The organism is Pseudomonas sp. W15Feb9B (assembly GCF_000828175.1).
In the GTDB taxonomy this organism is placed as follows: Bacteria; Pseudomonadota; Gammaproteobacteria; order Pseudomonadales; family Pseudomonadaceae; genus Aquipseudomonas; species Aquipseudomonas parakoreensis.
Map to the genome: position 1 here is coordinate 23,015 of NZ_JTKF01000061.1, position 24,580 is coordinate 47,594.

Genomic DNA, 24,580 nt, shown 5'->3' on the forward strand with positions numbered 1-24,580 from the left:
CGCAGTGGCTGAAACACCTCACTCCCCTGTGGGAGCTGGCTTGCCAGCGATGGGGCCTGGGCAGGCCACTCAAATCCCGCAGAGCTGACGCAACAAATCGGTATCCAGATGCTGCTCCACCAGATCCGCCAACCGCTCGATATCGCGCTCGCGCAAGCCGTGGTAATCCACCTCCTGCACATCGCTCAACCCGGCCCAGCGCAGCAACGCGGCACTGGCTTGCGGTGATTCGAACAAGCCATGCAGATAAGTGCCGAACACCTGCCCGTCCAGACTCTGCGCGCCGTCGCAACGACCGTCATCCAGATGCACCGCCGCATTCTCCAGCGCCGGCCCCACCGTCACGCCCGCATGGATTTCATAACCACTGATCTCAGCGTTTTCCAGCGCCAGATGCCCACGGACATTGCGCAATTGCTTCTCGGCTTCCAGCGTGGTTTCGAACGCCAGCAAACCCAGTCCGGCACTGGAACCCGGCGCGCCTTCGAGACCCAGCGGATCGTGCACTTGCTCGCCGAGCATTTGCAGACCGCCGCAGATCCCCAGCAACTTGCCGCCATAGCGCAGGTGCCGATTGATCGCCGTGTCCCAGCCGCTGGCGCGCAGATACGCCAGATCGCTGCGCACGCTTTTCGAGCCCGGCAGAATGATCAGGTCGGCAGCAGGGATCGCCTGCCCCGGGCCGATGAATTGCAGATCGACCTGCGGGTGCAAACGCAGCGGATCGAAATCGGTGTGATTGCTGATGCGCGGCAGCACCGGTACCACCACTTTCAGCACTTGCTCGGCCTTGTCGGTCTGGCGCTGGTCGATGCCGTCCTCGGCTTCCAGGTGCAGATCCATCACATACGGCAGCACGCCCACCACCGGTTTGCCGGTGCGCTGTTCCAGCCAGTCGAGGCCCGGTTGCAGCAAGGCGATGTCACCGCGAAAGCGGTTGATGATGAAGCCCTTGACCCGCGCCTGCTCACTCGGCGACAGCAACTCCAGCGTGCCGACCAGGTGCGCAAACACCCCGCCGCGATTGATGTCGGCGATCAGCAGCACCGGGCAATCCACCGCTTCGGCGAAGCCCATGTTGGCGATGTCTCCGGCACGCAGATTGATCTCGGCCGGCGAGCCAGCGCCTTCAACCATCACCAGCGGATAGGCCGCGCTCAGCCGCTCGTGCGACGCGAGCACCGCTTGCATGGCGATGGCTTTGTAGTCGTGATAGGCCACTGCGTTCATGCTGGTGACCGCACGGCCATGGATGATCACCTGCGCGCCGGTGTCGCTGTTGGGTTTGAGCAGCACCGGGTTCATGTCGGTGTGCGGTTCGAGATGCGCCGCTTGTGCCTGCACCGCTTGCGCCCGGCCAATCTCGCCGCCGTCGGCGGTCACCGCGCTGTTGAGCGCCATGTTCTGCGGTTTGAACGGCACCACCGCCACGCCCTGACGGGTGGCCCAGCGGCACAGCGCCGTCACTAGCGTGCTTTTACCGGCGTCGGAGGTGGTGCCTTGCACCATCAGGGTGGTCATTTCGATTCCTTGGCAAAGGCTTGCAGCGCCTGTTCGAGGCGCGCTTCTTCAGCGGCGTTGGCGGGCAGGCCAAAACGCAAACTGCTGTTGTGAGTGAAGATGCGCAGAAGGATCCCGCGTCGGGCCATGAACTCGTGCAACGCAGGCGCGTGCTCGGTGATCAGCCACTGAAACAACGCACAACCCCCGTGGGGTTTGAAGCCATAGCGCTCCAGCAGCAGCGCCAGACGCTCACTGGCCTCATCGCTGCGAATACGTTGCCGAGTGTGCGCTTCGGTGTCCTGCAAACAGGCCTGACCGAGCACCCGCGTCGGTCCGCTGACTGCCCATGGCCCGACCTGCTCCGCGAGCAATCTGAGCAACTTGCGCTCGGCCAGCACAAACCCCAGACGCACCCCGGCCAGACCGAAAAACTTGCCGAAGGAGCGCAACACTATCAGGCCAACCTGATGGGTGTGCGAGGCCAGACTCAGTTGCGGCGTGTTATCCATGAACGCTTCATCGACCACCAGCCAGCCGCCGCGCTGGGCCAGCCGCGCATGCCAGTCGAGCAGCCGCGCCGGGGTCAGGCTCAGGCCGGTGGGGTTGTTCGGATTGACCACCACCAGCACGTCGAGGCTGTCGAGAAAGAACTCCACTTCCTGCTCCAGCACTTCGCGCACGATGTAACCACTGCGACGCCAGGCTTCGGCGTGCTCGGCATAACACGGCGACAACACACCGACCTTGCCGGCGCGGCGCAAACGCGGCAGCAGCTGGATCGCCATTTGCGAACCGGCCACCGGCAGCACCTGCGAGGCGCCGTAGTAATCGCACGCGGCCTGCTCCAGCCCGTCATCGGTTTCCGGCAAGCGTGCCCAGGCGCGCAACGGAATCTGCGGCACCGCAAATGGCCACGGCGCAAGGCCGCTGGACAGGTCGAGCCAGTCGGCCTCGGCAATCCCGTAATCGAGTGCAGCCTTGCGCAGCCGGCCACCGTGCTCAAGCATAGAATTCAGCCCCCACGCAGAGAATCAGCAGCCATAACCATACCCCGCGCTGGACCAATTGCCAGCCGCGATCAATCGAATCGGCATCCGCTGGCGCACCTTCGCCCAGTTGCGGACGCTCATGCAGTTCGCCGTGATAGATCGCCGGGCCGCCCAGTTCGACATTCAACGCACCGGCACCGGCCGCCATCACCGGACCGGCGTTGGGGCTGTCCCATTGCGGGCCCTGGCTGCGCCAGCATTTCCAGGCGAGCCGGGTGTTCCCCAGCAGCGCGTAGGTCAGCGCCACCAGTCGGGCCGGAATGTAGTTGAGCACGTCGTCGATTTTTGCCGCGCACCAGCCGAAGCGCTCGAAGCGTTCGTTGCGATAGCCCCACATTGCGTCGAGCGTGTTGCTCAAGCGATAGAGCACCACCCCTGGCGCGCCGGCCACGACAAACCAGAACAGCGCGGCGAACACCGCGTCACTGCCGTTTTCCAGCACCGATTCGGTGGCGGCGCGGGCGACGGCGGTGCTGTCCAGTTCGCTGGTCTGGCGACTGACCAGATAGCCGACGCGTTTGCGCGCTTCTTCCAGATCATCAGCGCGCAAGGCGCAGGCTACCGGCGCGACATGCTCACCGAGGCTGCGCATGCCGAGGGCGCAATACAGCGCCAGAATCTCGACGATCCAGCCCACGTACGGTGCCCAGGAAAACGCGGTCGCGAGCAAGGTCAGCGGCAGCACCGCGATCACCCACGCGGTGACCCCGTGACTGCGCCAGCCACGTCCGCCCGCATTGAAACGGCGCTCGATGCGCCCGGCAAAATTGCCGAACGCCACCAGCGGATGCCAGCGTTTCGGTTCACCCAGCAGCGCATCCAGCGCGACCGCGGCGACACTCAACAACGCCACACTCATTGACTCACTCCCCAATAATTTTCGTACAGCAACTCATTGAGCGGCCGCGCCTGCGCCCACCCTTCGAGTACCAGCATCGGCGCCGGATAGAATGCCTTGACCGGCCCCAGGCACAACACCGCCAATGGCTTGGCCCCGGCCGGCAGCTGCAGCAGATCGGCCAGCGCCTGCGGTTCGAACAGCGACACCCAGCCCATGCCCAGTCCTTCGGCACGGGACGCCAGCCACAGATTCTGAATCGCGCAGGACAGCGAGGCCATGTCCATTTCCGGCAGCGTACGACGGCCGAAAATATGTTTTTCGCGATCGTCCATCAGCGCCGCGACCAGCACTTCGGCACAGTCGTTGATGCCTTCAACCTTGAGCTTCATGAACTCATCAGAGCGCTCGCCGAGGGCTTCGGCGGTACGCACACGTTCTTCTTCGACGAGGTTCTGGATCTGCCCGCGCAAGGCGCGATCGCTGATGCGGATAAAGCGCCACGGCTGCATCAGACCGACGCTGGGCGCCTGATGCGCGGCTTCGAGCAGACGGCGCAGCAGCTCCGGCTCGACCGTGCCGCCGGTGAAGTGGCGCATGTCGCGGCGTTCGGCGATGGCTTTATAGATCGCTGTGCGCTCGGCCTCAGTGTATGCGTTGTCGGTCATGGCCCCATCGCTGGCAAGCCAGCTCCCACAGGGGATCGCGTTTCTTCAGGCATGACACCGGCCACTGTGGGAGCTGGCTTGCCAGCGATGGCGGCCTTGAGATCTGGCGCAAACAATGCGGCAATCGTCGTCGGATTCGACGGAAAGTAAAAATGCACGTACGACGCCGTCATCCGCCCCTCCCGATAAACCGCCTCCGCCCCGCGCCCGCCATTCGGGCTGATGCCCCGGGCAATCGGCGTCAGCTCGGTGCTGGTCAGGGAATGGTGATAGGTGTGGCCGCGCAACGAACCTTCTGGCAAATCCACCGCTTGCAGTGCCAGTGCCGCCAGACGTTTTTGCATCACCGCCTCACCGCGCAGCAGGCCGACCAGTTCGGCACGAGTGCCGTCGACATCGGTCAACGCGTCGAGCAGATAGAGCATGCCGCCGCACTCGGCAAGCAGCGGTTTGCCGGCAGCGTGGTGCGCGCGAATCGCATCCAGCATCACAGTATTTTGCGCCAGCGCGACATGGTGCAATTCCGGGTAACCACCGGGCAGATACAGACTGTCGGCGTCGGGCAACTGCGTATCGCGGATCGGCGAGAAGAAACTCAACTCGGCGCCCATCGCCCGCAGCAGATCGAGACTGGCGCCGTAGGTGAAGGCAAAGGCCTCATCGCGAGCGACGGCGATGCGCACGCCGTCGAGCAGCGGTTCGGCAGGGATCACTTCAGGCGCGGCGAATGCCACGGCCGGTGGCAGCGCTACCTCGCAACTGCTGGCCAACGCTTCGGCGGCCGCGTCGAGACGCAGGTCCAGATCATTCAATTCGCTGGCCTGCACCAGACCGAGATGGCGGCTCGGCAACTCGATCCCGGTTTCCCGCGACAGCGCGCCGTACCAGCGCAAACCTTCGGTGAGGCTGCCTTCGAGCAATTGCGCATGACGCAAGGTGCCGACGCGGTTGGCCAGCACGCCGGCGAATGGCAGGTCCGGCTGATAACGCGCCAGCCCCAGCGCCAGGGCACCGAAAGTCTGGGCCATGGCGGTACCATCGATCACACCAAGCACCGGCACACCAAAATGGCGCGCCAGATCAGCGCTGGACGGCGTGCCGTCGAACAGGCCCATCACGCCTTCGATCAGGATCAGATCGGCTTCGGCGGCGGCTTCCCACAACAGGCGGCGGCTTTCCTGCTCGCCAACCATCCACATGTCCAGTTGATACACCGGCGCACCGCTGGCGCGCTCGAGAATCATCGGGTCGAGGAAGTCCGGGCCGCATTTGAACACGCGCACCTTGCGCCCCTGATTGCGATGCAAGCGAGCGAGCGCGGCGGTGACGGTGGTCTTGCCCTGACCGGAGGCCGGCGCGGCGATCAACACCGCCGGGCAGTGACGTGGTTGATTCAAAGTTCGACGCCTTTCTGCGCTTTGATGCCGGCCTGGAAGGCGTGCTTGAGCATGCCCATTTCGGTGACGGTGTCGCCCATTTCGATCATTTCCGGCTTGGCCGCGCGGCCGGTGACGATCACGTGCTGCATCGGCGGACGCGCCTGCAGGTCGCTGAGCACTCGATCCAGATCGAGGTAGCCGTGTTTCAGGGCGATGTTCAGTTCATCCAGCACCACCAGGCCGATCGACGGATCGCGCAGCAGCTCGCGGGACACTGCCCACGCAGCTTCGGCGGCGGCGATGTCACGTTGGCGATCCTGGGTTTCCCAGGTGAAGCCCTCGCCCATCACGTGAAAGCGCACTTGCTCGGGGAAGCGGCGGAAGAACAACTCTTCGCCAGTGCTGTTGCGGCCCTTGATGAATTGCACCACGCCGCACTGCATGCCGTGACCCATGGCACGGGCAAGCATGCCGAACGCCGAGCTGCTTTTGCCTTTGCCATTGCCGGTCAACACCAGCACCAGGCCGCACTCGTCAGGGGAATTGGCGATGCGTTCGTCGATCACGGCTTTTTTGCGCTGCATACGCGCCAGATGGCGTTCGTCGCGCTCGGGGGAATCGGTCATGGGGAGCTCTCCGTTGAGGCTGGATAACGGCGGGCAGGCACAAGAATAGACGGCAAAAAGCCTGGCATCGCCCACCGTGATGCCGCTGGATGGATCAGGCCGGTCTCCGGGCTCATGAGCGGCGAATCGCCTGACTGCGCGCCTTCCCGCGTCGGTCGACACAGTGGCTCAATGCGCAGTTTTCACTCATTTACCGTTGCGGGGGCAGCGCCGGGATCGTGATCGTGCTTCACCTGAAGACAACCCTCACCGGCTTCCCTGTTTCACTCTGTCGACACGCGTCACAGAGCACCTGAAACAAGCCGCGAAGGTTAGAGGGTTGGGGGTGGAGCGTCAATTAAAGAGGGGGCCGTCGGGCGAATAACTGCCGTCGATCAATTATCTGGCGCCAATCTTGTGCCACACTGAGACAAGTGATATCAAAGAGCCATGCTTTTGATTGAAAAAGCACACCACAACAATAAGGATGATGACGATGCAAGGCATGATCATCAGCAACCCGCGCCTGGAATTCCTGCGCCCGGTGCTTGAACGCTGGTTTGACTGTATTGACCGTTACAACGCGGTACGCGGTGACAACGACACGCCCTACTGGCATGACGAGAAAGCCAATCTCGGCTTGCTCTCCGCTGCGGCCTGGATGGCCGAGCTGGTGACCCTCTGCGATACCACCACCCGCAAGCAGAACGAAGACGGCGAGCGCAATGCCCGCGCCGACCTGTTCATCGCCGGGGCCGAAGACCGCGCCTACCTTCAGGCCACCCAGCGCTGGCCGCGGGTCAACAACCTCAACCTGACTCAGGCCCTGCTGGACATCACCAGCGATGCCAAACGCATCAGCTTCGCCAGTGACCTCAAACTCGGCTGTCTGTTCGTCGCCCCGCAGAAGGCTCAGCACAGCGCCAGCCCGGAAGAACTGCAGGACATGGTCGACGACCTGCAAAAGGAACACTGCTGCGCCGTGGCCTGGTATTTCCCCTACGCCTACCGCAAATTGCGCAGCGAAGCGGGTAACTATCACCCGGGCATCGCCGTGCTGTTCAAAGAGGCCCGTGGTTGAACGGTTGAACCATCGGGTGCGCAGGGTTCTCTATGATTAAGCATGCATTCATAGGGAAGATCAGCAATGCGCAAAACCCGACTCGCTCTCGTCATCGCTCTCGCCGGAGGGCTCACCGCCTGCGGTGAATCCTCCAGCCTGCAAGTTTCCGACGGCACCGGACCGTCACCGAAACTGCCTGAACCGAACAAAACCCTGATCCCGACGGTGAACATCGCCCCAGCGGTCGGCTGGCCTGCAGGTGGCAAACCGACCGCCGCAGCCGGTACGCAAGTGGCTGCATTTGCCGAAGGCCTCGATCATCCGCGCTGGCTCTACGTGCTGCCCAACGGTGACGTATTGGTGACGGAAACCAACGCGCCGCCCAAGCCGGATGACAGCAGCGGTATTCGCGGCTGGGTGATGAAGAAAGTCATGGGCAAAGCTGGTGCCGGCGTGCCAAGCCCGAACCGCATCACCCTGCTGCGCGACGCCGATCACGACGGCGTGGCCGAGACCCGCACGGTGTTTCTGCAGAACCTCAACTCGCCGTTCGGCATGACCCTGGTCGGCAACGATTTGTACGTCGCGGACACTGATCGCCTGCTGCGCTTCCACTACGAACCCGGTGCGACGGAGATCAAGACGCAGCCGATCAAGGTTACCGACCTGCCGGGCGGTACGCTGAACCATCACTGGACCAAGAACGTCATCGCCAGCAAGGACGGCAGCAAGCTGTATGTCACCGTCGGCTCGAACAGCAACGTCGGCGAGAATGGTCTGGATAAAGAGGAAGGTCGCGCCGCGATCTGGGAAGTGGATCGCGCCACCGGCAATCACCGGATCTTCGCCTCAGGCATTCGTAACCCCAACGGCCTGGCGTGGGAACCCACCACAGGCGCGCTGTGGACAGCAGTCAACGAACGTGACGAAATCGGCAGCGACCTGGTGCCGGACTACATCACCTCGGTCAAGGACGGTGGCTTCTATGGCTGGCCTTTCAGCTATTACGGCCAGCACGTGGATGTCCGGGTGAAGCCGCAGAATCTGGATCTGGTGGCCAAGGCCATCGCTCCGGACTATGCCGTCGGCCCGCACACCGCGTCACTGGGCCTGACCTTCGCCGACGGCAACAACTTGCCGGCGCAGTTCAAGGAAGGCGCGTTTATCGGCCAGCACGGCTCGTGGAACCGCAAACCGCACAGTGGCTATAAGGTGATTTTCGTACCATTCGCCGCCGGCAAGCCGAACGGAGCACCGGTGGATGTACTGACCGGCTTCCTCGACAAGGACGAGAACGCATTGGGCCGCCCGGTTGGCGTGGTGATTGACCAGCAAGGTGGTTTGCTGGTGGCCGATGATGTGGGGAACAAGGTGTGGCGGGTTTCGTCCGCCAAGTAATCTGACACGCCCCAAAACAACTGTGGGAGCGAGCTTGCTCGCGAAAGCGTCAAGTCATACAACATCGCAATTGAATGACACAGCGCATTCGCGAGCAAGCTCGCTCCCACATTTAAATCTTCAGCGGTTACGGGTTATGCGCCAGATGCTCCGGCTGCAATACCCGCTTGGCACTCAGATACGCCTTCTGCCAATACGCCTTCGACAGGCTGTCCAGCTTCACTGTGCCGCCGGTTGCTGGCGCATGCACGAAGCGACCTTCCCCCACGTAGATCCCCGCATGGCTGACCTGAGAGCCACCATTGGTGGCGAAGAAGATCAGGTCGCCAGTCTGCAAACCCTCTTTGCCGACATTCGGCGCTTGCATCACGATCATCTCGCGGGTGGAGCGCGGCAAGGAGATGCCAGCAGCATCACGGTAGACGAAGCCGATCAGGCCGCTGCAATCAAACCCGGAGTCTGGTGTGTTGCCACCCCAGCGATAAGGCGTGCCAACCAGGCCCAGCGCACGAAACAGCACGTCTTCAGCAGCCGGCGAAAAAGCTTGGGAAGGCCCGAACACCACCGGAGCGCGCACCACGGGCGCAGGCGGCGGAGTGCGGCTGGCGCAAGCGCTGAGCAGCGCTGCGAAGAAAATCAATGTGAGGCGGGCCGACATCGTCATAAGCAGAACATCCTGATCTGGCTGCGGCTTTCTCTGCCGAATGGACAGAAACAAAACCGCCTGCGGAGCACGCAGGCGGTTTGCCATCAATATAGATACAGGATTCTAGCGGCTACACGGCAAACTTCAAGTAAGACTTTAACTTCACCTTGTAAAGTCTAGGTCTACTCCCTTGCCGGGAACCGTTTTTGTCGCCACGGACGTGGCGACAACGGGGAATTACTTGCGAGCGGTAACCACGGTCGGTGCCATTGCGAGGGCGCGCTTGGCTTCGATGAAGGTCTTGCTCCAGTAGCTGTCACCCAGGCTGTCAATGCGGACACCGCCGCTGCGACGGCTGCTGGAATGAATGAACTGGTTGTCACCCAGGTAGATCCCGGCGTGGCTTACACGACCGCGACGACCATTGGTGGCGAAGAACAGCAGATCGCCCGGCTCAAGATTACCGCGCGAGACCAGAGGCGCATCCACATTGATCATTTCGCGGGTGGAGCGCGGCAGATTCATGCCGGCCTCTTCGCGGAACAGATAACCGATGAAACCGCTGCAGTCGAAACCGGCTTCAGAGGTACCGCCGAAACGGTAACGGGTACCGATCAGGGACATGCCGCGTTCGAGGATGCTGTCGGCCAGAACCGGAAGCTCATAGGGCTTCTTGCCGTTGAAATCGGCGAGTTCTTTTTCGGTAGCCAGCTCTTCCTGGTAAATAACGGAAGACTGGGCGGTGGCAGAATTTTTAACCTGTTGAGGCTGCTCTTGAACTGGAGAATGAGCAGCGCAACCGAACAACAGGGTGACGAGTGCGAGAGGCACGAGGGGTGCGAAGCGATTTAGCATGGGCACGACCGTGGCTGAAGTTGTAAAGAAGCCGAGACTATGCCCGCTATCGGCCTCATTTGCAAATTCAATCGATCTTTTTGTGACTTCCCGGTTTCTCGTTTACATCTAAGCGCTTAAGCCCATTTGACTCGATACGCGGTCTGCATACGTTGCGGAAACGCGGATTTTCTGGCGCCTGAAATATGTCGAAACGTGCTGAAAGCCTCGTATTTCAAGGGCTGGCTACCAACCGAGGGTCTCTTTCAGGAACGGAATTGTCAGCTTGCGTTGCGCCTGCAACGAGGCCTGATCCAGCTGTTCGAGCAGGTCGAACAATGCACTCATGCTGCGGGTGCCACGGGTCAGAATAAAGTGTCCGACTTCATCGGTCAGGTGCAGGCCGCGACGCGAAGCACGCAATTGCAGGGCACGCAATTTGTCTTCATCGGAAAGCGGGCGCATCTGGAAGATCAGCGCCAGCGTCAGGCGCGATTTGAGGTCAGCCAGTTTCACCGGCAGCTCGCGTGGCGAGGTTGAAGCGGCAATCAGCAAACGCCGACCGCTGTCACGCAAGCGGTTGAACAGATGAAACATCGCCTCTTCCCAGTCCGGCTTGCCGGCAATCACCTGCAAGTCATCCAGGCAGACCAGTTCGTACTGCTCAAGGTTGTCGAGGATTTCGATACCGCGATCCATCAATTCGGCCAGCGGCAGGTACACCGCCGGCTCACCCATCTGCTCAAAGCGCAGGCAAGCCGCCTGCAACAGATGCGTACGCCCTACCCCGTGCTTGCCCCACAGGTAGATCAGGCTTTCGGTCCAACCGGCGTCGGCTTCGCATAGGCGCTCGACATAGCCGAGTGCAGCGGCATTGGCGCCTGGGTAGTAGTTGATGAAGGTGGCGTCGTCACGCAGACGCACACCTAGGGGCAGCTGAATCGGTTTCATGCTGACTGAACAGTTCTCAAGGAACCGTTAGTGGCCTCTGTGTAAAGTTTGCGAAGTTTATACCCGTGAAGCTGAGCGCACAATGCGACAGACCCCAAGCAAAATCAAAGGTTTGCGTTAACACGCTGGTTTTATGACAGTTTCTCTGACGCGTTAGCGAAACAATCCACCGCAAAACACGGGCCAACCCGGCACAATGCCGGACCGCCCGTGATCGGATCACAGCTCGGGCTCATCGGTCCCGCTGTAAATATCCGAGTCCTTGTACAAATCGTGCACGTGACGCACCAGCACCATGATCACCGCCGCCACCGGCAATGCCAGCAGCACACCGGTAAAGCCGAACAGCTCGCCGCCGGCCAGAATCGCGAAAATCACCGCCACCGGATGCAGACCGATCCGGTCACCCACCAGCAAAGGCGTCAGCACCATGCCTTCGAGCGCCTGCCCGACCATGAACACCGCAACGATTCCGATCATCGGATACAGATCACCACCGAACTGGAACAAACCGGCAATCAGCGCCGCGCCAATCCCGATCACGAAGCCCATGTACGGCACGATGGCCGCCAGACCGGCGATCAGGCCGATCAACAGCCCCAGTTCCAGTCCAACGATCATCAGGCCCGCTGCGTAGATCACGCCCAGCGCCAGCATCACCAGCAGTTGCCCGCGCACAAACGCGCCGAGCACCTCATGGCACTCACCCGCGAGCGAGACGATGGTTTCTTCACGATCACGCGGCAGCAGGCTGCGGATCTTGGCCATCATCACGTCCCAGTCGCGCAGCAGGTAGAAACTCACCACCGGAATCAACACCAGATTCGCCAGCCAGCCGATCAGCGCCAGGCTTGAAGCCGTGGCCTGACTCAGCACCACACCGACGATGTCAGTGGTCTGCCCCATGTGCTCGCTGATCGCGGCCTTGACCTTGTCGAACTTCCAGAAACCGTCCGACAGGCCCAGTTTCGACTGCGCCCACGGCAGCGCCGTGTGCTGCAGCCAATCGAGCATCTGCGGTGCCAGTTCGTACAAGCGCAGCAACTGCTTGGCGAGCATCGGTACCAACACCAGCAACAACGTGGTGACGATCAGGGTGAACAAGGCAAACACCGCGATCACGCCCCAGGTGCGGGACAGACCGAGCCGCTCCAGACGATCCACCAGCGGATCGAAAAGGTACGCCAGCAGCAACGCCACCAGAAACGGCGTGAGGATCGGGTGCAGCAACCAGACAAACGCGCAAAGCAGGACTACCCCACCGAGCCAGAACCAACGCCGCGTATCGGCCATGTATCACTCCTGCTTCTATATAAAGAAAGACTTACCAGCGAAACCGCAACGAAGGTGCTACCGGTGCAGGCGTCGGTGCCGCAACAGGCGTCGCACCTGCGACGGCTGGCTGCGGCGCTGCCACTGGCGTAGGCGCTTCGGCCGGCAATTCCTGCAACTTCGCCAACGACAACTGCGCGCGCAACTGATCGGCACTGCCGTTGACCCGATACACGATGCGATCACCCTCGACACTTTGCAGACGCACACCAAACGGTTCGAGTAACCGCAGCAGTGTGGCGTAATGCTCAAGATTCATGCCCTGCACTTCCAGGGTCTGTTGGCCCGAAGCACCAGGCTTGGCGACAAAGCGCGGCGCCAGACGCTCGGCCACCGCCAGCATCACGGCATCGGCCACACCAGCCTGATCGGCACCCTGCACGCTGCCGGCCTCTTTCTGATCGCCCAGCCACAGATGCCACTTGGCCTGCCACTGCCCACCCTCTTCGTGCGCATGCACCGCCAACAAGGCATCCGCACCGTAACGCTCCGAAGCGCCGCGCAATGGTGCGGGATCGGTGCCATCCAGCACTGGCGCGGTGGCCACCAGTTGCTCACTCAAATCAGCCAGCGGCAAACGCAAGGGCAAACCACGATGCTGAGCCGCCGCACGCAGTGGTGCCGCCGCTGCCTGACCGTCACCGACCAGGCTCGAACCTTCAGTCGAATCGTTCAGCCACCAACTCAGGATCGACGGCCGGCTCGCGCCCCACAACGACAATCCCGCACGACGCAGCGCCTGCTCAGTGGTGGCCGGGTCGAAATCGACTTTCAGCACTTCCGGTGGCCCGGCATCAAAACCGAACTGGCTGATGATCTGCTGCGGGTCTTTGCGAATCGTCGCCAACCCTGGATTTTGCACAGCCTTCGGGTCGCCGGTCAGGCGCAATACCAGCGTATCCAGCGCCGCCTGCGTGGCGCGATCGCGCTCTTCCGGCGCCTGGCTGCTGACCGGCTGACGCACTTGATAGAGACCTTTGAGGTTTTCGGCATGACTCGCCAGGCTGACCACGGACAAACAACCCACAACCAACAATTTACAAAAACGCATGGAAAATTCCCGTCGACAGGAGCGGCTGGAACAGGCCGCGTGAACCGGTTAAGCAAGGCTGTGACAATCTGCCATCGCAAAACATTCACACGGCGGCGGTAAGTTTTTGCACAGGGATAACGATAGACGGTTAATCGGTACACCTTATACAGGCAGCCACCCGGCACAATTGCAAAAAATTTCCGCTGATTATGCCCCTGCCCGTCGGCGCGAGGATGGCCGCTGCCCCTCAAGCCTGATAAAATCGCGCGCCTTCGCAGACCGGCAACAGCCGGGCACCCCGAAATTCGCGCAAGGCCATCGCCCTCTCGATTTCGATGTTCCCGCTGAACTCGGTCGTTACCCCTGAATCCCCTCCCCTAAAGGCCTGGATCATGAGCAAGCAACCCTCCCTGAGCTACAAGGACGCCGGTGTAGACATCGACGCCGGTGAAGCATTGGTCGAACGCATCAAGAGCGTCGCCAAGCGCACTGCGCGCCCGGAAGTCATGGGCGGCCTGGGCGGTTTCGGCGCCCTCTGCGAGATCCCGGCCGGTTACAAACAGCCGGTGCTGGTATCCGGTACTGATGGCGTCGGCACCAAGCTGCGCCTGGCGCTGAACCTGAACAAGCACGACAGCATCGGCCAGGACCTGGTCGCCATGTGCGTCAACGATCTGGTGGTGTGCGGCGCAGAACCGCTGTTCTTCCTCGACTACTACGCCACCGGCAAGCTGAACGTCGACGTAGCTGCCACCGTGGTCACCGGTATCGGTGCAGGCTGCGAACTGGCTGGCTGCTCTCTGGTTGGCGGCGAAACCGCTGAAATGCCTGGCATGTACGAAGGCGAAGACTACGACCTGGCCGGCTTCTGCGTCGGCGTCGTGGAAAAAGCCGACATCATCGACGGCTCGAAAGTCGCCACCGGTGACGCGCTGATCGCCCTGCCATCGTCCGGCCCGCACTCCAACGGCTACTCGCTGATCCGCAAGATCATCGAAGTGTCCGGCGCCGACATCGAAACCGTTCAGCTCGACGGCAAACCGCTGACCGACCTGCTGATGGCCCCGACCCGCATCTACGTGAAGCCGCTGCTCAAGCTGATCAAGGACACCGGTGCAGTCAAGGCCATGGCCCACATCACCGGTGGCGGCCTGCTGGACAACATCCCGCGCGTTCTGCCGAAAGGCGCTCAGGCCGTGGTTGACGTGGCCAGCTGGACTCGCCCGGCGGTCTTCGACTGGCTGCAAGAGAAAGGCAACGTTGACGAGACCGAGATGCACCGCGTACTGAACTGCGGCGTTGGCATGGTCATCTGCGTGGCTCAGGAGCACGTTGAAGTGACCCTCAACACCCTGCGTGATGCCGGCGAGCAGCCTTGGGTCATCGGCCAGATCGCTGCCGCTGCCGAAGGCGCTGCTCAAGTCGAGCTGAAAAACCTCAAGGCTCACTGATGTCCCAGACCTGTGATGTCGTGGTGCTGTTGTCCGGCACCGGCAGTAACTTGCAGGCTCTGATCGACAGCACGCGGACCGGCGACAGCCCGGTCCGCATCGCCGCGGTGATTTCCAACCGCGCCGACGCCTACGGCCTGCAACGCGCCAGTGATGCGGGTATCGCCACCCGCTCGCTGGATCACAAGGCCTTCGAAGGTCGCGAGGCCTTCGATGCGGCCCTGATCGAACTGATCGACGAATTCAAACCGAAACTCGTGGTGCTGGCCGGCTTCATGCGCATTCTTAGCGCTGATTTCGTGCGTCACTACCAGGGTCGCCTGCTCAATATCCACCCGTCGCTGCTGCCCAAATACAAAGGGTTACACACTCATCAGCGGGCGCTCGAGGCCGGCGACGCGGAACACGGCTGCTCCGTGCACTTCGTCACCGAGGAACTCGATGGTGGGCCACTGGTCGTACAGGCAGTAATACCGGTAGAGTTGCACGACACGCCGCAGACACTTGCGCAGCGAGTGCATGTCCAGGAACACCTGATCTACCCGATGGCTGTACGCTGGTTTGCCGAAGGCCGACTGGCACTCGGTGAGCAAGGTGCTTTACTGGATGGCCAGTTACTCGCGGCCAGCGGCCACTTGATTCGACACTAGGAGATTTTATGCGTCGCGCCCTGCTCTTCGCTTGCGCTCTGCTCGCCCTGCCCTTCGCGCAGGCGGCAGACCTTCAACCGTTCTCCGCCAGCTACACTGCCGACTGGAAACAGTTGCCCATGAGTGGCACCGCCGAACGCAGCCTGACCAAGGAAGCCAACGGCGTCTGGAAACTCAGCTTCAAGGCGTCGATGATGATCGCCAGCCTGACTGAAGAAAGCACCCTGACCCTGGACAAGGACACCCTGCTGCCGCAGTCCTACCACTTCGAACGTGGCGGTCTGGGCAAAGCGAAAAAGGCTGATCTGGACTTCGACTGGAACAGCAAGATGGTCACCGGCACCGACCGTGGCGACGCGGTGAAGATCCCGCTGAACCGTGGCATGGTCGACAAATCGACCTATCAACTGGCGCTGCAGCACGACGTCGCCTCCGGCAAGAAGACCATGAGCTACCAGGTGGTCGATGACGGTGAAGTCGATACCTATGACTTCCGTGTACTGGGTGCCGAGAAAGTCGACACCAAGGCCGGCAAGATCGATGCAATCAAGGTCGAGCGCGTGCGCGATCCGACACAAAGCAAGCGCACTACCGTGCTGTGGTTCGCCAAGGATTGGGATTACCTGCTGGTCCGCCTGCAACAGGTTGAAACCGACGGCAAGGAGTACAACATCATGCTCCAGGACGGCACGGTCAACGGCAAAACCGTTAAAGGCAGCTGATCCGCCGCTACAACAAAAAGCCCCGCAGATGCGGGGCTTTTTTGTGCCTGCAGTTTTCGCGACGACACATATCCCCCTGTGGGAGCGAGCCTGCTCGCGAAAGCGTCAGTTCAGCCGACATGTTTGTGGTTGATACACCGCTTTCGCGAGCAGGCTCGCTCCCACAGGGTTCAGCTCGATCTTCAGCGGTCAGATCAGACCGAAAATTTGGCCACCATATTGTTCAAATCCACCGCCAGCCGCGACAACTCCTGGCTCGCCGCACTAGTCTGATTAGCCCCGGCAGAAGTCTGCGTCGCCAGATCGCGGATATTCATCAGATTGCGGTCCACCTCCCGCGCCACTGCCGCCTGCTCCTCCGAGGCGCTGGCGATCACCAGGTTGCGCTCGTTGATCAAGGTGAACGCCGAGGCGATTTCTTCCAGCGCCTCACCCGCCGCCTTCGCCAGTTCCAGCGTTGAATTGGCGCGAAGGCTGCTCTGCTGCATCGAATTGACCGCCGAATCGGTGCCCTGCTGGATACCGCCGATCATCTGTTCGATTTCCTGGGTCGATTGCTGCGTGCGATGCGCCAACGCCCGCACTTCATCGGCCACCACCGCGAAGCCGCGACCGGCATCGCCGGCCCGCGCGGCCTCGATCGCAGCGTTTAGCGCGAGCAGGTTGGTCTGCTCGGCAATCGAGCGGATCACATCCAGCACCTTGCTGATGCCGTGAACCTTCCGTGCCAGATCCTCCACCTGCGTGGCATTCGACGTGACGTCATCTGCCAGGGATTCGATTGATGTCACGGTCTGTCGGACCTGCTCGCGACCACGCTGGGCGATGCGATCAGATTCGCGTGACGCCTCGGACGTCGCCACCGCATTGCTCGCCACTTCCTCAACGGCAGCCGTCATCTGATTGACCGCCGTGGCGGCCTGTTCAATCTCCAGGCTCTGCTGGTGCAGCCCACGTGTGGCGTCTTCGGTGACACAACTCAGCTCCTCCGAAGCCGAAGCCAACTGACTGGACGACTCGGAAATCTGCCGGATGGTGTCGCGCAGGTTGTGCTGCATGCTTTTCAGCGCCTGCAGCAGCCGCGCCGGTTCGTCCTTGCCGGAGATATTGATATCGCCCGTCAGATCGCCACCGGCCACCACTTCCGCCACGCCCAGCGACTGCGTCAGAGGCAAGACGATGCTGCGGGTCAGCAACAGCGCCAGACCGATGGTGATCAGTGCAGTGATGCCGATCATCACCCCGACCCAGACCCGCGAATTGATGAAGACCAGGCGCGCCGCTTCGGTGGCAAGGTTGGCGTTGTGCTTGTTCAGCTCGACCAACTCTTTGAGGGTGACCGCCATGTCGTCGGCCAAGGGGCTCATCTCACCGTTGAGAATGGCCGCCGCCTCCTCCACCCGATTCTGCGCGGACAACTGCATGACCTGCGCCTGAAACTCCAGATACTGGTGCTCGGCGACCTTGAAGCGGTCGAACAACTTGCGCTCTTCGGGCAGCACGATCAACACGTCATAGCGTTGCTGGGCTTCGCTCAACACACCGCGCAGGTCATTGAGCTTGGCGACATTCTGCGCCAGCGCCTGCGGATCCCGATTGAGCAAAAGACGCATGGTCAGCGCACGCAGGCGCAGCATGTCCTGACTCATCTCGCCAACCGCCATCACGCTCGGCAGCCAGTTGTTGTCGACCTCATCCGACTGGGCGCGCATGTTCGACATTTGCAGCAGGGCGAACGCCCCCAAGGCAAACACCATCAAGGCCAACACACCAAAACCCAGGCCGGCACGCGGCGCAATATTGAGACTACGGATGCTCATTACTCTGGTTCCTTCCAAAAGCGCTGCATCAACCCTGCAGCTGGTTGCTCTAGAAGGTATCGGCCCCGCGCAAATTTGCGTAAGACGAAAAGGTGATATCAAAAGGCCTTGATACTTCGAACCTTCGGCATTAACGATTCAGCGCGGATTTCGCGGACTTTGCTGCTGTTCGCGGCAATATCGCCAGGAAATTATCCCGGGCGACTTTACGCGCCACGTCTTCGGGCAAGGCATCAAGGAACGGCGTGAAACTGCGCATTTCCTCACCGAGCTTGTTGAATCGGCCTACAACATCCGAACCCAGCATAAAGCGCTCAGGGTATTTCTCCACCAATGCCAGCCATTGCGCACGCGGCTTGCCCTGCTCATCCAGCAGATACGGCGTGAGCATGCTCCACGACAGATCGATGAACAGATTCGGGTAAGCCTCCAACATCCGGCTGACGGTGGGCAGAAGGAATTCCAGCTGCGTCTGGTGCCGATGGATCTCCGCACTGGTGCCGGCGTGCGCCCAGATGAACCGGGTGTGCGGGTGATTTCGCAGCGGTTCTTCAACTTCCTTCAGGTACAGCGGATTTTTCTCACGCTTGGAGGTGATGTTGGAATGCAGCATCACCGGCAGATCGTTTTCGGCGGCCAGGTGATATATCCGCTTCATCGCTTCGTTATTGGCCCGAGGGGTATCGCCAGCGGTCAGTGCCGTCAGGTCATCATGGCGGGTGAACACTTCGCCGATGCCCTGCCACAGACCCGGATACAGATCGAGCAGGCGCTGAATGTGTGCGGCAGAGTTCTTGTCGTTAGGGTTGAAGCCCGAGAGGAATGGATGAAAGTGCAGACGCTGCTCCGGCGTCAGTTTCTGCACGGCATCGGCAACGATCATATCGGTGGCGCTGTACCAGTAGGCGTCGGCGTCATCACCGGCGTAATAGCGGGGACGTTTGGGTTCGTCTTCATGCCATTTCTTCGCCACGGGAATGCCGGAAATCATCACATGGTCGATGGAATTGTCCTGCATGGCCGTGAGCAATTTCGCCATGCCGGCGGTTTCCTGGAAAAAATCCACATAGTGCAGGTGCGCATCGCTGTAAGTGTAATCGCGGGCGCTGGCGGTACCGGCATATGCCAGCAGGCAGGCAAGACTCAAACGAAACAGGGACACAAGTAATCTCCGACAGGTAGGCATAGCCTAGACCTTGAGCCGACAACAAGGGTTCATCCTGCAGGAAAGTGGAACGCGCCTCCTTAGGAATGCTCTATAACTGCAAGGTCTTTTTTGATCGCACGACTTTTTCCTACTGCCAGTGAGGTTGCCATGACTGTTACCGTCAATACCGTCTCCGCCGAAGGTTTTCGTCACACCGTACAGATCGATGACCACGAATTGTTTGCCGACGTGCCGAAGTCTGCCGGCGGCGAAGGCTCGGCACCCGAGCCACACGACTACTTCGACGCCGCGCTCGGTGCCTGCAAAGCCCTGACCCTGAAAATGTACGCGAAGAAGAAAGACATCCCGCTGACCGGCGTGGGTGTCGAGGTCAAACGCGACAACAGCGAAGAGCAGAAAGGCAAATATGTCCTGCATGTGACGCTTACCCTCAAGGGCGTCCTCACCGATGCCCAGCGTGAAGAACTGCTGCGCGTCGCCGATCGCTGCCCGATCCACAAACTGATGACCACCACCGACGTCAGCATCGAAACCCACGCTCCACAAGGCTTCGACAGCCAGTAATCACCCTCTTGCCAGCGGCGGGTTATGCTTCTGGCATCACCCGCTCAGCCTGGAATGCACCATGGATACGCAACCACTGATCATCCGCCCGCGCGCCGAAGACGTCGAAGGCCAGCCGATCCTGCGCCCGCTGCCGTCAGCCAAATGCCGCAGCGTCGGGCCATTTGTATTTTTCGACCACATGCTCGAGACGGTTTATCCGACGGGCAAAGGCATGAACATCCGACAGCATCCGCACATTGGTCTGTCGACCCTGACCTACCTCTTCGAAGGGCAGATCCAGCACAAGGACAGCCTTGGCTCCGATCAAGTGGTCAGCGCCGGCGATGTCAGCTGGATGACCGCCGGCAGTGCGATTGCCCATGTCGAGCGCACGCCCGAGCCGTTGTGGGCGCAAAGCTTCACCATGCACGGCTTGCAGATCTGGCTGGCTTCGCCCAAGGATCATGAGCAAGGCCCTGGGCATTACAGCCATCACCCGGCCGCAACCTTGCCGGTCAGCAATAACCTTGGCGTGCAGATTCGAATGATTGCCGGGTCAGGCTTTTGCCTGGAATCGCCGGTGCCAGTGCTTTCTCCTACGCTGTATGCCGAAGTGAAGATGCAGACCGCGACCACACTGCTGATCCCGACCGAGCACGCAGAACGCGCGGTGTATGTGCTGAGTGGCGATGCGCAATTGAATGGCGAGCCCCTCGAACCCCACGCGCTGGCGGTGTTGCCGGGCGGGGAAGCGATGAGTCTGTTTGCCGAGAGCGATGTGCACGCGGTGGTGTTTGGCGGCGCAGCACTGGACGGGCCACGGCGGATCAACTGGAATTTCGTCGCGAGCGATCCGGCGGCGATCGATGAGGCGCGGCGCAAGTGGGCGGCCGGGGATTGGCCGACGGTACCGGGGGAAGTTGAGCGGATTGAATTGCCTTAGCTCTGTGTCGCCTGTTAGTCAGCCATCGCTGGCAAGCCAGCGCCCACAGGTTTAGCGCCGGACAAATATCCAGTAAACGAATCGAACACTGTGGGAGCTGGCTTGCCAGCGATGAGGCCAGATCAGGCACCGACCGAGTCAATGCCTGACTGCACAATCAGCCTTTGAACACTTCTTCCAGCAAATCATGCATCGACTTGAACGCACGCTTGGCGGTCTTCGCGTCGTACATCATCTTGCCTGGCACATTGGCATGCGGATCGGTGAATGAGTGCACCGCACCGCCATAGCTGAGCAACTGCCAATCGACCTTCGCCGCGTTCATTTCATCTTCGAACGCCGGCAATTGCTCTTTCGGCACCAACGGGTCGGAAGCACCGTGCAGCACCAGCACCGAGCCCTTGATGTTCTGCGCATCGGCCGGGTTCGGCGAGTCAAGCGTGCCGTGGAACGACACCGCCGCCTTCACCGGTGCACCGGTACGCGCCAGATCCAGCGCACAGCAACCGCCGAAGCAGAAACCGAACACTGCCAGCTTCGAGGTATCGACCGCCGCCTCGCCCTGCTTCTGCAGTTGTTCGAACGCCGCCTGCATACGCTTGCGCAGCAGTGCACGATCGTTCTTCAGCGGCATCATCGCCGCGCCGGCCTCGTCAGCGTTCTGCGGACGTACTGCCTGGCCATACACGTCAGCAATCAACACCACGTAGCCCTTGGCCGCGACCGATTTGGCGATTTCTTCCGCCCCGGCGCTGACGCCCATCCAGTTCGGCGCCATCAACAGGCCCGGGCGCGCGCCCTTGTGCTCGGCGTCGAACGCCAGACGACCTTCATAGGGCTGGCCATCCAGCTGATAGACCACGGAACGAACAGTAACTTGGCTCATTTCTGACTCCTGATTAGTTAAACACCAGAATGAAAAAACCCGCCGAAGCGGGTTTTTCTACATCGTGATTAGGCTGACAGCTCAACCAGCAGCTTGTTCAGACGGGTCACATAAGCGGCCGGGTCTTTCAAGCTTTCGCCAGCCGCCAGAGCGGCCTGATCGAAGAGGATGTGCGACAGGTCGCCAAAACGCGCTTCGTTCTGCTCGCCATCGAGTTTCTCGATCAGCGGGTGGCTCGGGTTGAATTCGAAGATCGGCTTCGACTCCGGCACTTTCTGTCCGCTGGCTTCGAGGATCTGGCGCATTTGAAGGCCCAGGTCCTGTTCGCCGATGGCCAGAATGGCTGGCGAATCGGTCAGACGGTGAGAGACGCGAACCTCGGCAACGGTGTCGCCCAGCGCGGTTTTCAGGCGCTCGACCAGACCTTCTTTGGACTTGGCGACTTCTTCTGCAGCTTTCTTGTCCTCTTCCGAGTCCAGGTTGCCCAGATCAAGGTCACCGCGTGCCACGTCGACAAAGGTCTTGCCGTCGAATTCGCTGAGGTAGCTCATCAGCCACTCGTCGATACGGTCGGTCAGCAGCAGCACTTCGATGCCTTTCTTGCGGAAGACTTCCAGGTGCGGGCTGTTCTTGACCTGCGCGTAGGTTTCGCCGGTGAGGTAGTAGATCTTGTCCTGACCTTCCTTGGCGCGCGCCAGGTAGTCAGCCAGACCGACAACTTGCTCGCCGTCGTCGCCTTGGGTCGATGCGAAACGCAGCAGACCGGCAATTTTTTCCTTGTTGGCGAAATCTTCTGCCGGGCCTTCTTTCATGACCTGACCGAAGTTTTTCCAGAAGCCCTTGTATTGCTCAGGCTCGTTCTTCGCCAGTTTTTCCAGCATGTCCAGCACGCGCTTGGTCAGCGCCGACTTCATCGAGTCGATGATCGGATCTTTCTGCAGGATTTCCCGCGACACGTTCAGCGACAGGTCGTTGGAATCGACCACACCTTTGATGAAGCGCAGGTACAGGGGCAGGAACGACTCGGCCTGATCCATCACGAACACGCGCTGCACATAGAGCTTCAGGCCTTTCGGCGCTTCACGCTGGTACAGGTCGAACGGCGCGCGGGCCGGCACGTACAGCAGCGAGCTGTACTCGAGTTTGCCTTCGACTTTGTTGTGGCTCCAGGCCAGCGGGTTTTCGAAGTCGTGGGCGATGTGCTTGTAGAACTCCTGGTATTCCTCGTCCTTCACTTCAGTGCGCGGACGGGTCCACAAGGCGCTGGCGCGGTTGACGGTTTCCCATTCAACGGCTGGTTTCTCTTCGCCCTCGGCAGCAGCCACCTCTTTCGGCAGCTCGATCGGCAGCGCGATGTGGTCGGAGTATTTCTTGATGATGTTGCGCAGACGCCAGCCATCGGCGAACTCGTCTTCACCGGACTTCAGGTGCAGGACGATGCGGGTACCGCGCTCTGGTTTGTCGAGGGTGGCAACTTCGAACTCGCCCTCGCCTTTCGACGACCAGTGCACGCCTTCGCTGGCAGGAGTGCCGGCGCGACGGCTGTACACATCGACTTTGTCGGCAACGATGAAGGCGGAGTAGAAGCCCACACCAAACTGGCCGATCAGGTGCGAATCTTTCTTCTGATCGCCCGAGAGATTCTTCATGAAATCGGCGGTACCGGATTTGGCGATGGTCCCCAAGTGGGTGATCACATCGTCACGGTTCATGCCGATACCGTTGTCTTCGAGGGTGACGGTCTTGGCGTCCTTGTCGAAGCTCACACGGATTTTCAGTTCAGCGCCACCTTCGAGCAATTCCGGCTTGGCCAGAGCTTCGAAGCGCAGCTTGTCGACAGCGTCAGAGGCGTTCGAGATCAATTCGCGAAGGAAGATTTCCTTGTTGGAATACAGCGAATGGATCATGAGGTGCAGCAGCTGCTTTACCTCGGTCTGGAAGCCCAGGGTTTCCTTTTGAGTTTCCACACTCATGGTCATCAAACTCCAATCAGATGGCAGTGGCCGCGACCCGGAGGGTCGGCGGCGGGTTGTTCACTGAGTTGGGGGCACCGTTCAGGATTTCAAGGGCTCATCGATTTTGAAGTGTGCACGGGCGGTGGCGATCGGCTCGCTCTCGGTACTTTGCCAGGCCGTGATGGCGACGTTGGCCACGCGCCGGCCCTGACGGCAGACCTGACATTTGGCCCAAGTGTCGCGAAACTGCCCGGCGCGCAGGTAATCCAGGGAAAAATCGATGATCTTCGGTACCCCGGGCGCTCCGGTGAAGATCAACAAATGCAACGCGGCTGCCAGCTCCATGAATCCGGCGATCACCCCGCCATGGATCGCGGGCAATAAAGGGTTACCAATGTTGTCCTTGTTCGCCGGCAGCTTGAACAGCAGGTCATCACCGACTCGCGAGCATTCGACGCCGATCAGCCCGGCGTAGGGAATCATCTGCAGCAAAGGCGCGTAATCGCCCTGGGCGTGAGCCAGCAGCAGTTGTTGCTTCCAGTCATCGCTCATCGAAGTTCTCCTTTGATCCTGCCACCAAATCCCTGGGTGCCTTTCAGCCCCTTGCCCATGCGCATGAATGTGCCAACAACATGGGCTATGGGTCGCTGCGGATCATCCTGATAGGCAAAACCGCGAGCGAAGATCACATCGGTGGTGACCCGATAACACTCGGCGAAACCGTAGACGTCCTTGTTCGGCTCGGCGGCGTGCATGTAGTCGATGCGCAGGTCCAGGGTCGGGCAGACTTCGAATTCCGGGAGCACGCACAATGTGGACATACCGCATGCGGTGTCCATCAGCGAAGTAATCGCGCCGCCGTGGATGACCCCGGTTTGCGGATTGCCAACGATTTGCGCGCTGTACGGCAGCTTCACCGTCAGCCCTTCGCTGCTGGCGCTGTGCACCGTCAAACCGAGCACCTGACAATGGCGCAGGGCGGAGAGAAAGCGTGTCGCGCGCTCAAAAACGGGGTTTTCAGCCATTTGATAATTACTCTCGTTAGAGCCTTTTGCCAGTAGTAAGCAATACGGCAAAAGTTCCACTGAAAAACAAACTTATATATCTGAACAAAATGAGGAACTTAACCTTTGGCGCTGC

Annotated in this window: 24 protein-coding genes and 1 riboswitch; of the genes, 7 read left to right on the plus strand and 17 right to left on the minus strand. The window is 60.7% G+C overall.

The window, feature by feature from the left end; translation table 11 throughout:
• Positions 1-69 precede the first annotated feature (69 nt).
• Genes OC71_RS24770 through cobO form a run of 6 tightly spaced genes read right to left on the minus strand, consistent with a single transcriptional unit; the run spans position 70 to position 6,063 of the window.
• Positions 70-1,521 carry a cobyric acid synthase gene (locus OC71_RS24770; protein WP_041074336.1) on the minus strand — a complete coding sequence of 484 codons (1,452 nt, stop codon included), beginning with the start codon at positions 1,519-1,521 and terminating at the stop codon, positions 70-72.
• Positions 1,518-2,510, minus strand: coding sequence for a threonine-phosphate decarboxylase CobD (gene cobD, locus OC71_RS24775; RefSeq protein ID WP_041074338.1), 993 nt, complete (start codon positions 2,508-2,510; stop codon positions 1,518-1,520). Before cobD ends, OC71_RS24770 begins: the two co-directional genes overlap by 4 nt.
• A complete protein-coding gene (gene cbiB / locus OC71_RS24780) occupies positions 2,503-3,411 on the minus strand; it encodes an adenosylcobinamide-phosphate synthase CbiB (RefSeq protein ID WP_041074340.1) in 909 nt (302 codons plus the stop codon). Before cbiB ends, cobD begins: the two co-directional genes overlap by 8 nt.
• Positions 3,408-4,058, minus strand: a complete 651-nt coding sequence (bluB, locus tag OC71_RS24785) for a 5,6-dimethylbenzimidazole synthase (RefSeq protein ID WP_041074342.1) — start codon at positions 4,056-4,058, stop codon at positions 3,408-3,410. Before bluB ends, cbiB begins: the two co-directional genes overlap by 4 nt.
• Positions 4,055-5,455, minus strand: a complete 1,401-nt coding sequence (locus OC71_RS24790) for a cobyrinate a,c-diamide synthase (RefSeq protein ID WP_041074344.1) — start codon at positions 5,453-5,455, stop codon at positions 4,055-4,057. The genes bluB and OC71_RS24790 overlap by 4 nt, the downstream gene beginning before the upstream one ends.
• The gene (cobO, locus tag OC71_RS24795) at positions 5,452-6,063 is read right to left on the minus strand and encodes a cob(I)yrinic acid a,c-diamide adenosyltransferase (protein ID WP_041074346.1); all 612 of its coding nucleotides are present in this window, start codon (positions 6,061-6,063) and stop codon (positions 5,452-5,454) included. Before cobO ends, OC71_RS24790 begins: the two co-directional genes overlap by 4 nt.
• Positions 6,064-6,142: 79 nt before the next feature.
• A riboswitch (cobalamin riboswitch) is annotated at positions 6,143-6,374 on the minus strand.
• Between the two features lie 164 nt (positions 6,375-6,538).
• Between cobO and OC71_RS24800 the strand changes: the two genes are divergently transcribed.
• Together OC71_RS24800 and OC71_RS24805 are read left to right on the plus strand one after the other, a co-directional pair.
• Positions 6,539-7,123, plus strand: coding sequence for a hypothetical protein (locus OC71_RS24800; protein ID WP_041074348.1), 585 nt, complete (start codon positions 6,539-6,541; stop codon positions 7,121-7,123).
• A gap of 66 nt (positions 7,124-7,189) precedes the next feature.
• Positions 7,190-8,503, plus strand: a complete 1,314-nt coding sequence (locus tag OC71_RS24805; protein WP_041074350.1) for a sorbosone dehydrogenase family protein — start codon at positions 7,190-7,192, stop codon at positions 8,501-8,503.
• A gap of 127 nt (positions 8,504-8,630) precedes the next feature.
• Here OC71_RS24805 and OC71_RS24810 read toward each other — a convergent pair whose 3' ends face one another.
• From OC71_RS24810 to OC71_RS24830, 5 genes are all read right to left on the minus strand, one after another.
• The gene (locus tag OC71_RS24810; RefSeq protein WP_034156233.1) at positions 8,631-9,167 is read right to left on the minus strand and encodes a C40 family peptidase; all 537 of its coding nucleotides are present in this window, start codon (positions 9,165-9,167) and stop codon (positions 8,631-8,633) included.
• A 219-nt stretch (positions 9,168-9,386) separates the two neighbouring features.
• Entirely contained in the window at positions 9,387-10,004 is a 618-nt protein-coding gene (locus tag OC71_RS24815) for a C40 family peptidase (RefSeq protein WP_041074354.1), read from the minus strand.
• Positions 10,005-10,229: 225 nt separating this feature from the next.
• Positions 10,230-10,934, minus strand: coding sequence for a DnaA regulatory inactivator Hda (gene hda / locus OC71_RS24820; protein ID WP_025111852.1), 705 nt, complete (start codon positions 10,932-10,934; stop codon positions 10,230-10,232).
• Between the two features lie 219 nt (positions 10,935-11,153).
• Positions 11,154-12,227, minus strand: a complete 1,074-nt coding sequence (locus OC71_RS24825) for an AI-2E family transporter (protein ID WP_041074356.1) — start codon at positions 12,225-12,227, stop codon at positions 11,154-11,156.
• Positions 12,228-12,258: 31 nt separating this feature from the next.
• Complete coding sequence (locus OC71_RS24830; protein ID WP_041074357.1) at positions 12,259-13,317, minus strand: DUF2066 domain-containing protein; 1,059 nt, start codon at positions 13,315-13,317, stop codon at positions 12,259-12,261.
• 374 nt (positions 13,318-13,691) lie between these two features.
• Here OC71_RS24830 and purM point away from each other — a divergent pair, with 374 nt between their 5' ends.
• Genes purM through OC71_RS24845 form a run of 3 tightly spaced genes read left to right on the plus strand, consistent with a single transcriptional unit; the run spans position 13,692 to position 16,122 of the window.
• Positions 13,692-14,750, plus strand: a complete 1,059-nt coding sequence (purM, locus tag OC71_RS24835; protein ID WP_041074359.1) for a phosphoribosylformylglycinamidine cyclo-ligase — start codon at positions 13,692-13,694, stop codon at positions 14,748-14,750.
• Positions 14,750-15,400, plus strand: a complete 651-nt coding sequence (gene purN / locus OC71_RS24840) for a phosphoribosylglycinamide formyltransferase (protein ID WP_041074361.1) — start codon at positions 14,750-14,752, stop codon at positions 15,398-15,400. The genes purM and purN overlap by 1 nt, the downstream gene beginning before the upstream one ends.
• Before the next feature lie 8 nt (positions 15,401-15,408).
• Positions 15,409-16,122 carry a DUF3108 domain-containing protein gene (locus OC71_RS24845; protein WP_041074363.1) on the plus strand — a complete coding sequence of 238 codons (714 nt, stop codon included), beginning with the start codon at positions 15,409-15,411 and terminating at the stop codon, positions 16,120-16,122.
• Positions 16,123-16,316: 194 nt separating this feature from the next.
• On the opposite strand, the gene OC71_RS24850 is transcribed toward OC71_RS24845, so the two are convergent.
• A complete protein-coding gene (locus OC71_RS24850; RefSeq protein ID WP_041074365.1) occupies positions 16,317-17,942 on the minus strand; it encodes a methyl-accepting chemotaxis protein in 1,626 nt (541 codons plus the stop codon).
• A 130-nt stretch (positions 17,943-18,072) separates the two neighbouring features.
• The gene (locus OC71_RS24855) at positions 18,073-19,128 is read right to left on the minus strand and encodes an amidohydrolase family protein (RefSeq protein ID WP_041074366.1); all 1,056 of its coding nucleotides are present in this window, start codon (positions 19,126-19,128) and stop codon (positions 18,073-18,075) included.
• Between the two features lie 129 nt (positions 19,129-19,257).
• Between OC71_RS24855 and OC71_RS24860 the strand changes: the two genes are divergently transcribed.
• On the plus strand, positions 19,258-19,674 hold the full coding sequence (locus tag OC71_RS24860; protein WP_041074368.1) for an OsmC family protein: 417 nt from the start codon (positions 19,258-19,260) through the stop codon (positions 19,672-19,674).
• Positions 19,675-19,735: 61 nt separating this feature from the next.
• Positions 19,736-20,599: a pirin family protein gene (locus tag OC71_RS24865; protein ID WP_041074370.1), complete on the plus strand. Its 864-nt coding sequence runs from the start codon at positions 19,736-19,738 to the stop codon at positions 20,597-20,599.
• Positions 20,600-20,756: 157 nt separating this feature from the next.
• On the opposite strand, the gene OC71_RS24870 is transcribed toward OC71_RS24865, so the two are convergent.
• The 4 genes from OC71_RS24870 to OC71_RS24885 form a co-directional block, all read right to left on the minus strand.
• The gene (locus OC71_RS24870) at positions 20,757-21,485 is read right to left on the minus strand and encodes a dienelactone hydrolase family protein (protein ID WP_041074372.1); all 729 of its coding nucleotides are present in this window, start codon (positions 21,483-21,485) and stop codon (positions 20,757-20,759) included.
• Between the two features lie 68 nt (positions 21,486-21,553).
• Entirely contained in the window at positions 21,554-23,458 is a 1,905-nt protein-coding gene (gene htpG, locus OC71_RS24875) for a molecular chaperone HtpG (protein WP_041074394.1), read from the minus strand.
• An 81-nt stretch (positions 23,459-23,539) separates the two neighbouring features.
• Entirely contained in the window at positions 23,540-23,992 is a 453-nt protein-coding gene (locus tag OC71_RS24880; protein ID WP_041074374.1) for a PaaI family thioesterase, read from the minus strand.
• Complete coding sequence (locus tag OC71_RS24885; RefSeq protein WP_041074375.1) at positions 23,989-24,465, minus strand: PaaI family thioesterase; 477 nt, start codon at positions 24,463-24,465, stop codon at positions 23,989-23,991. The genes OC71_RS24880 and OC71_RS24885 overlap by 4 nt, the downstream gene beginning before the upstream one ends.
• Between the last annotated feature and the right edge of the window lie 115 nt (positions 24,466-24,580).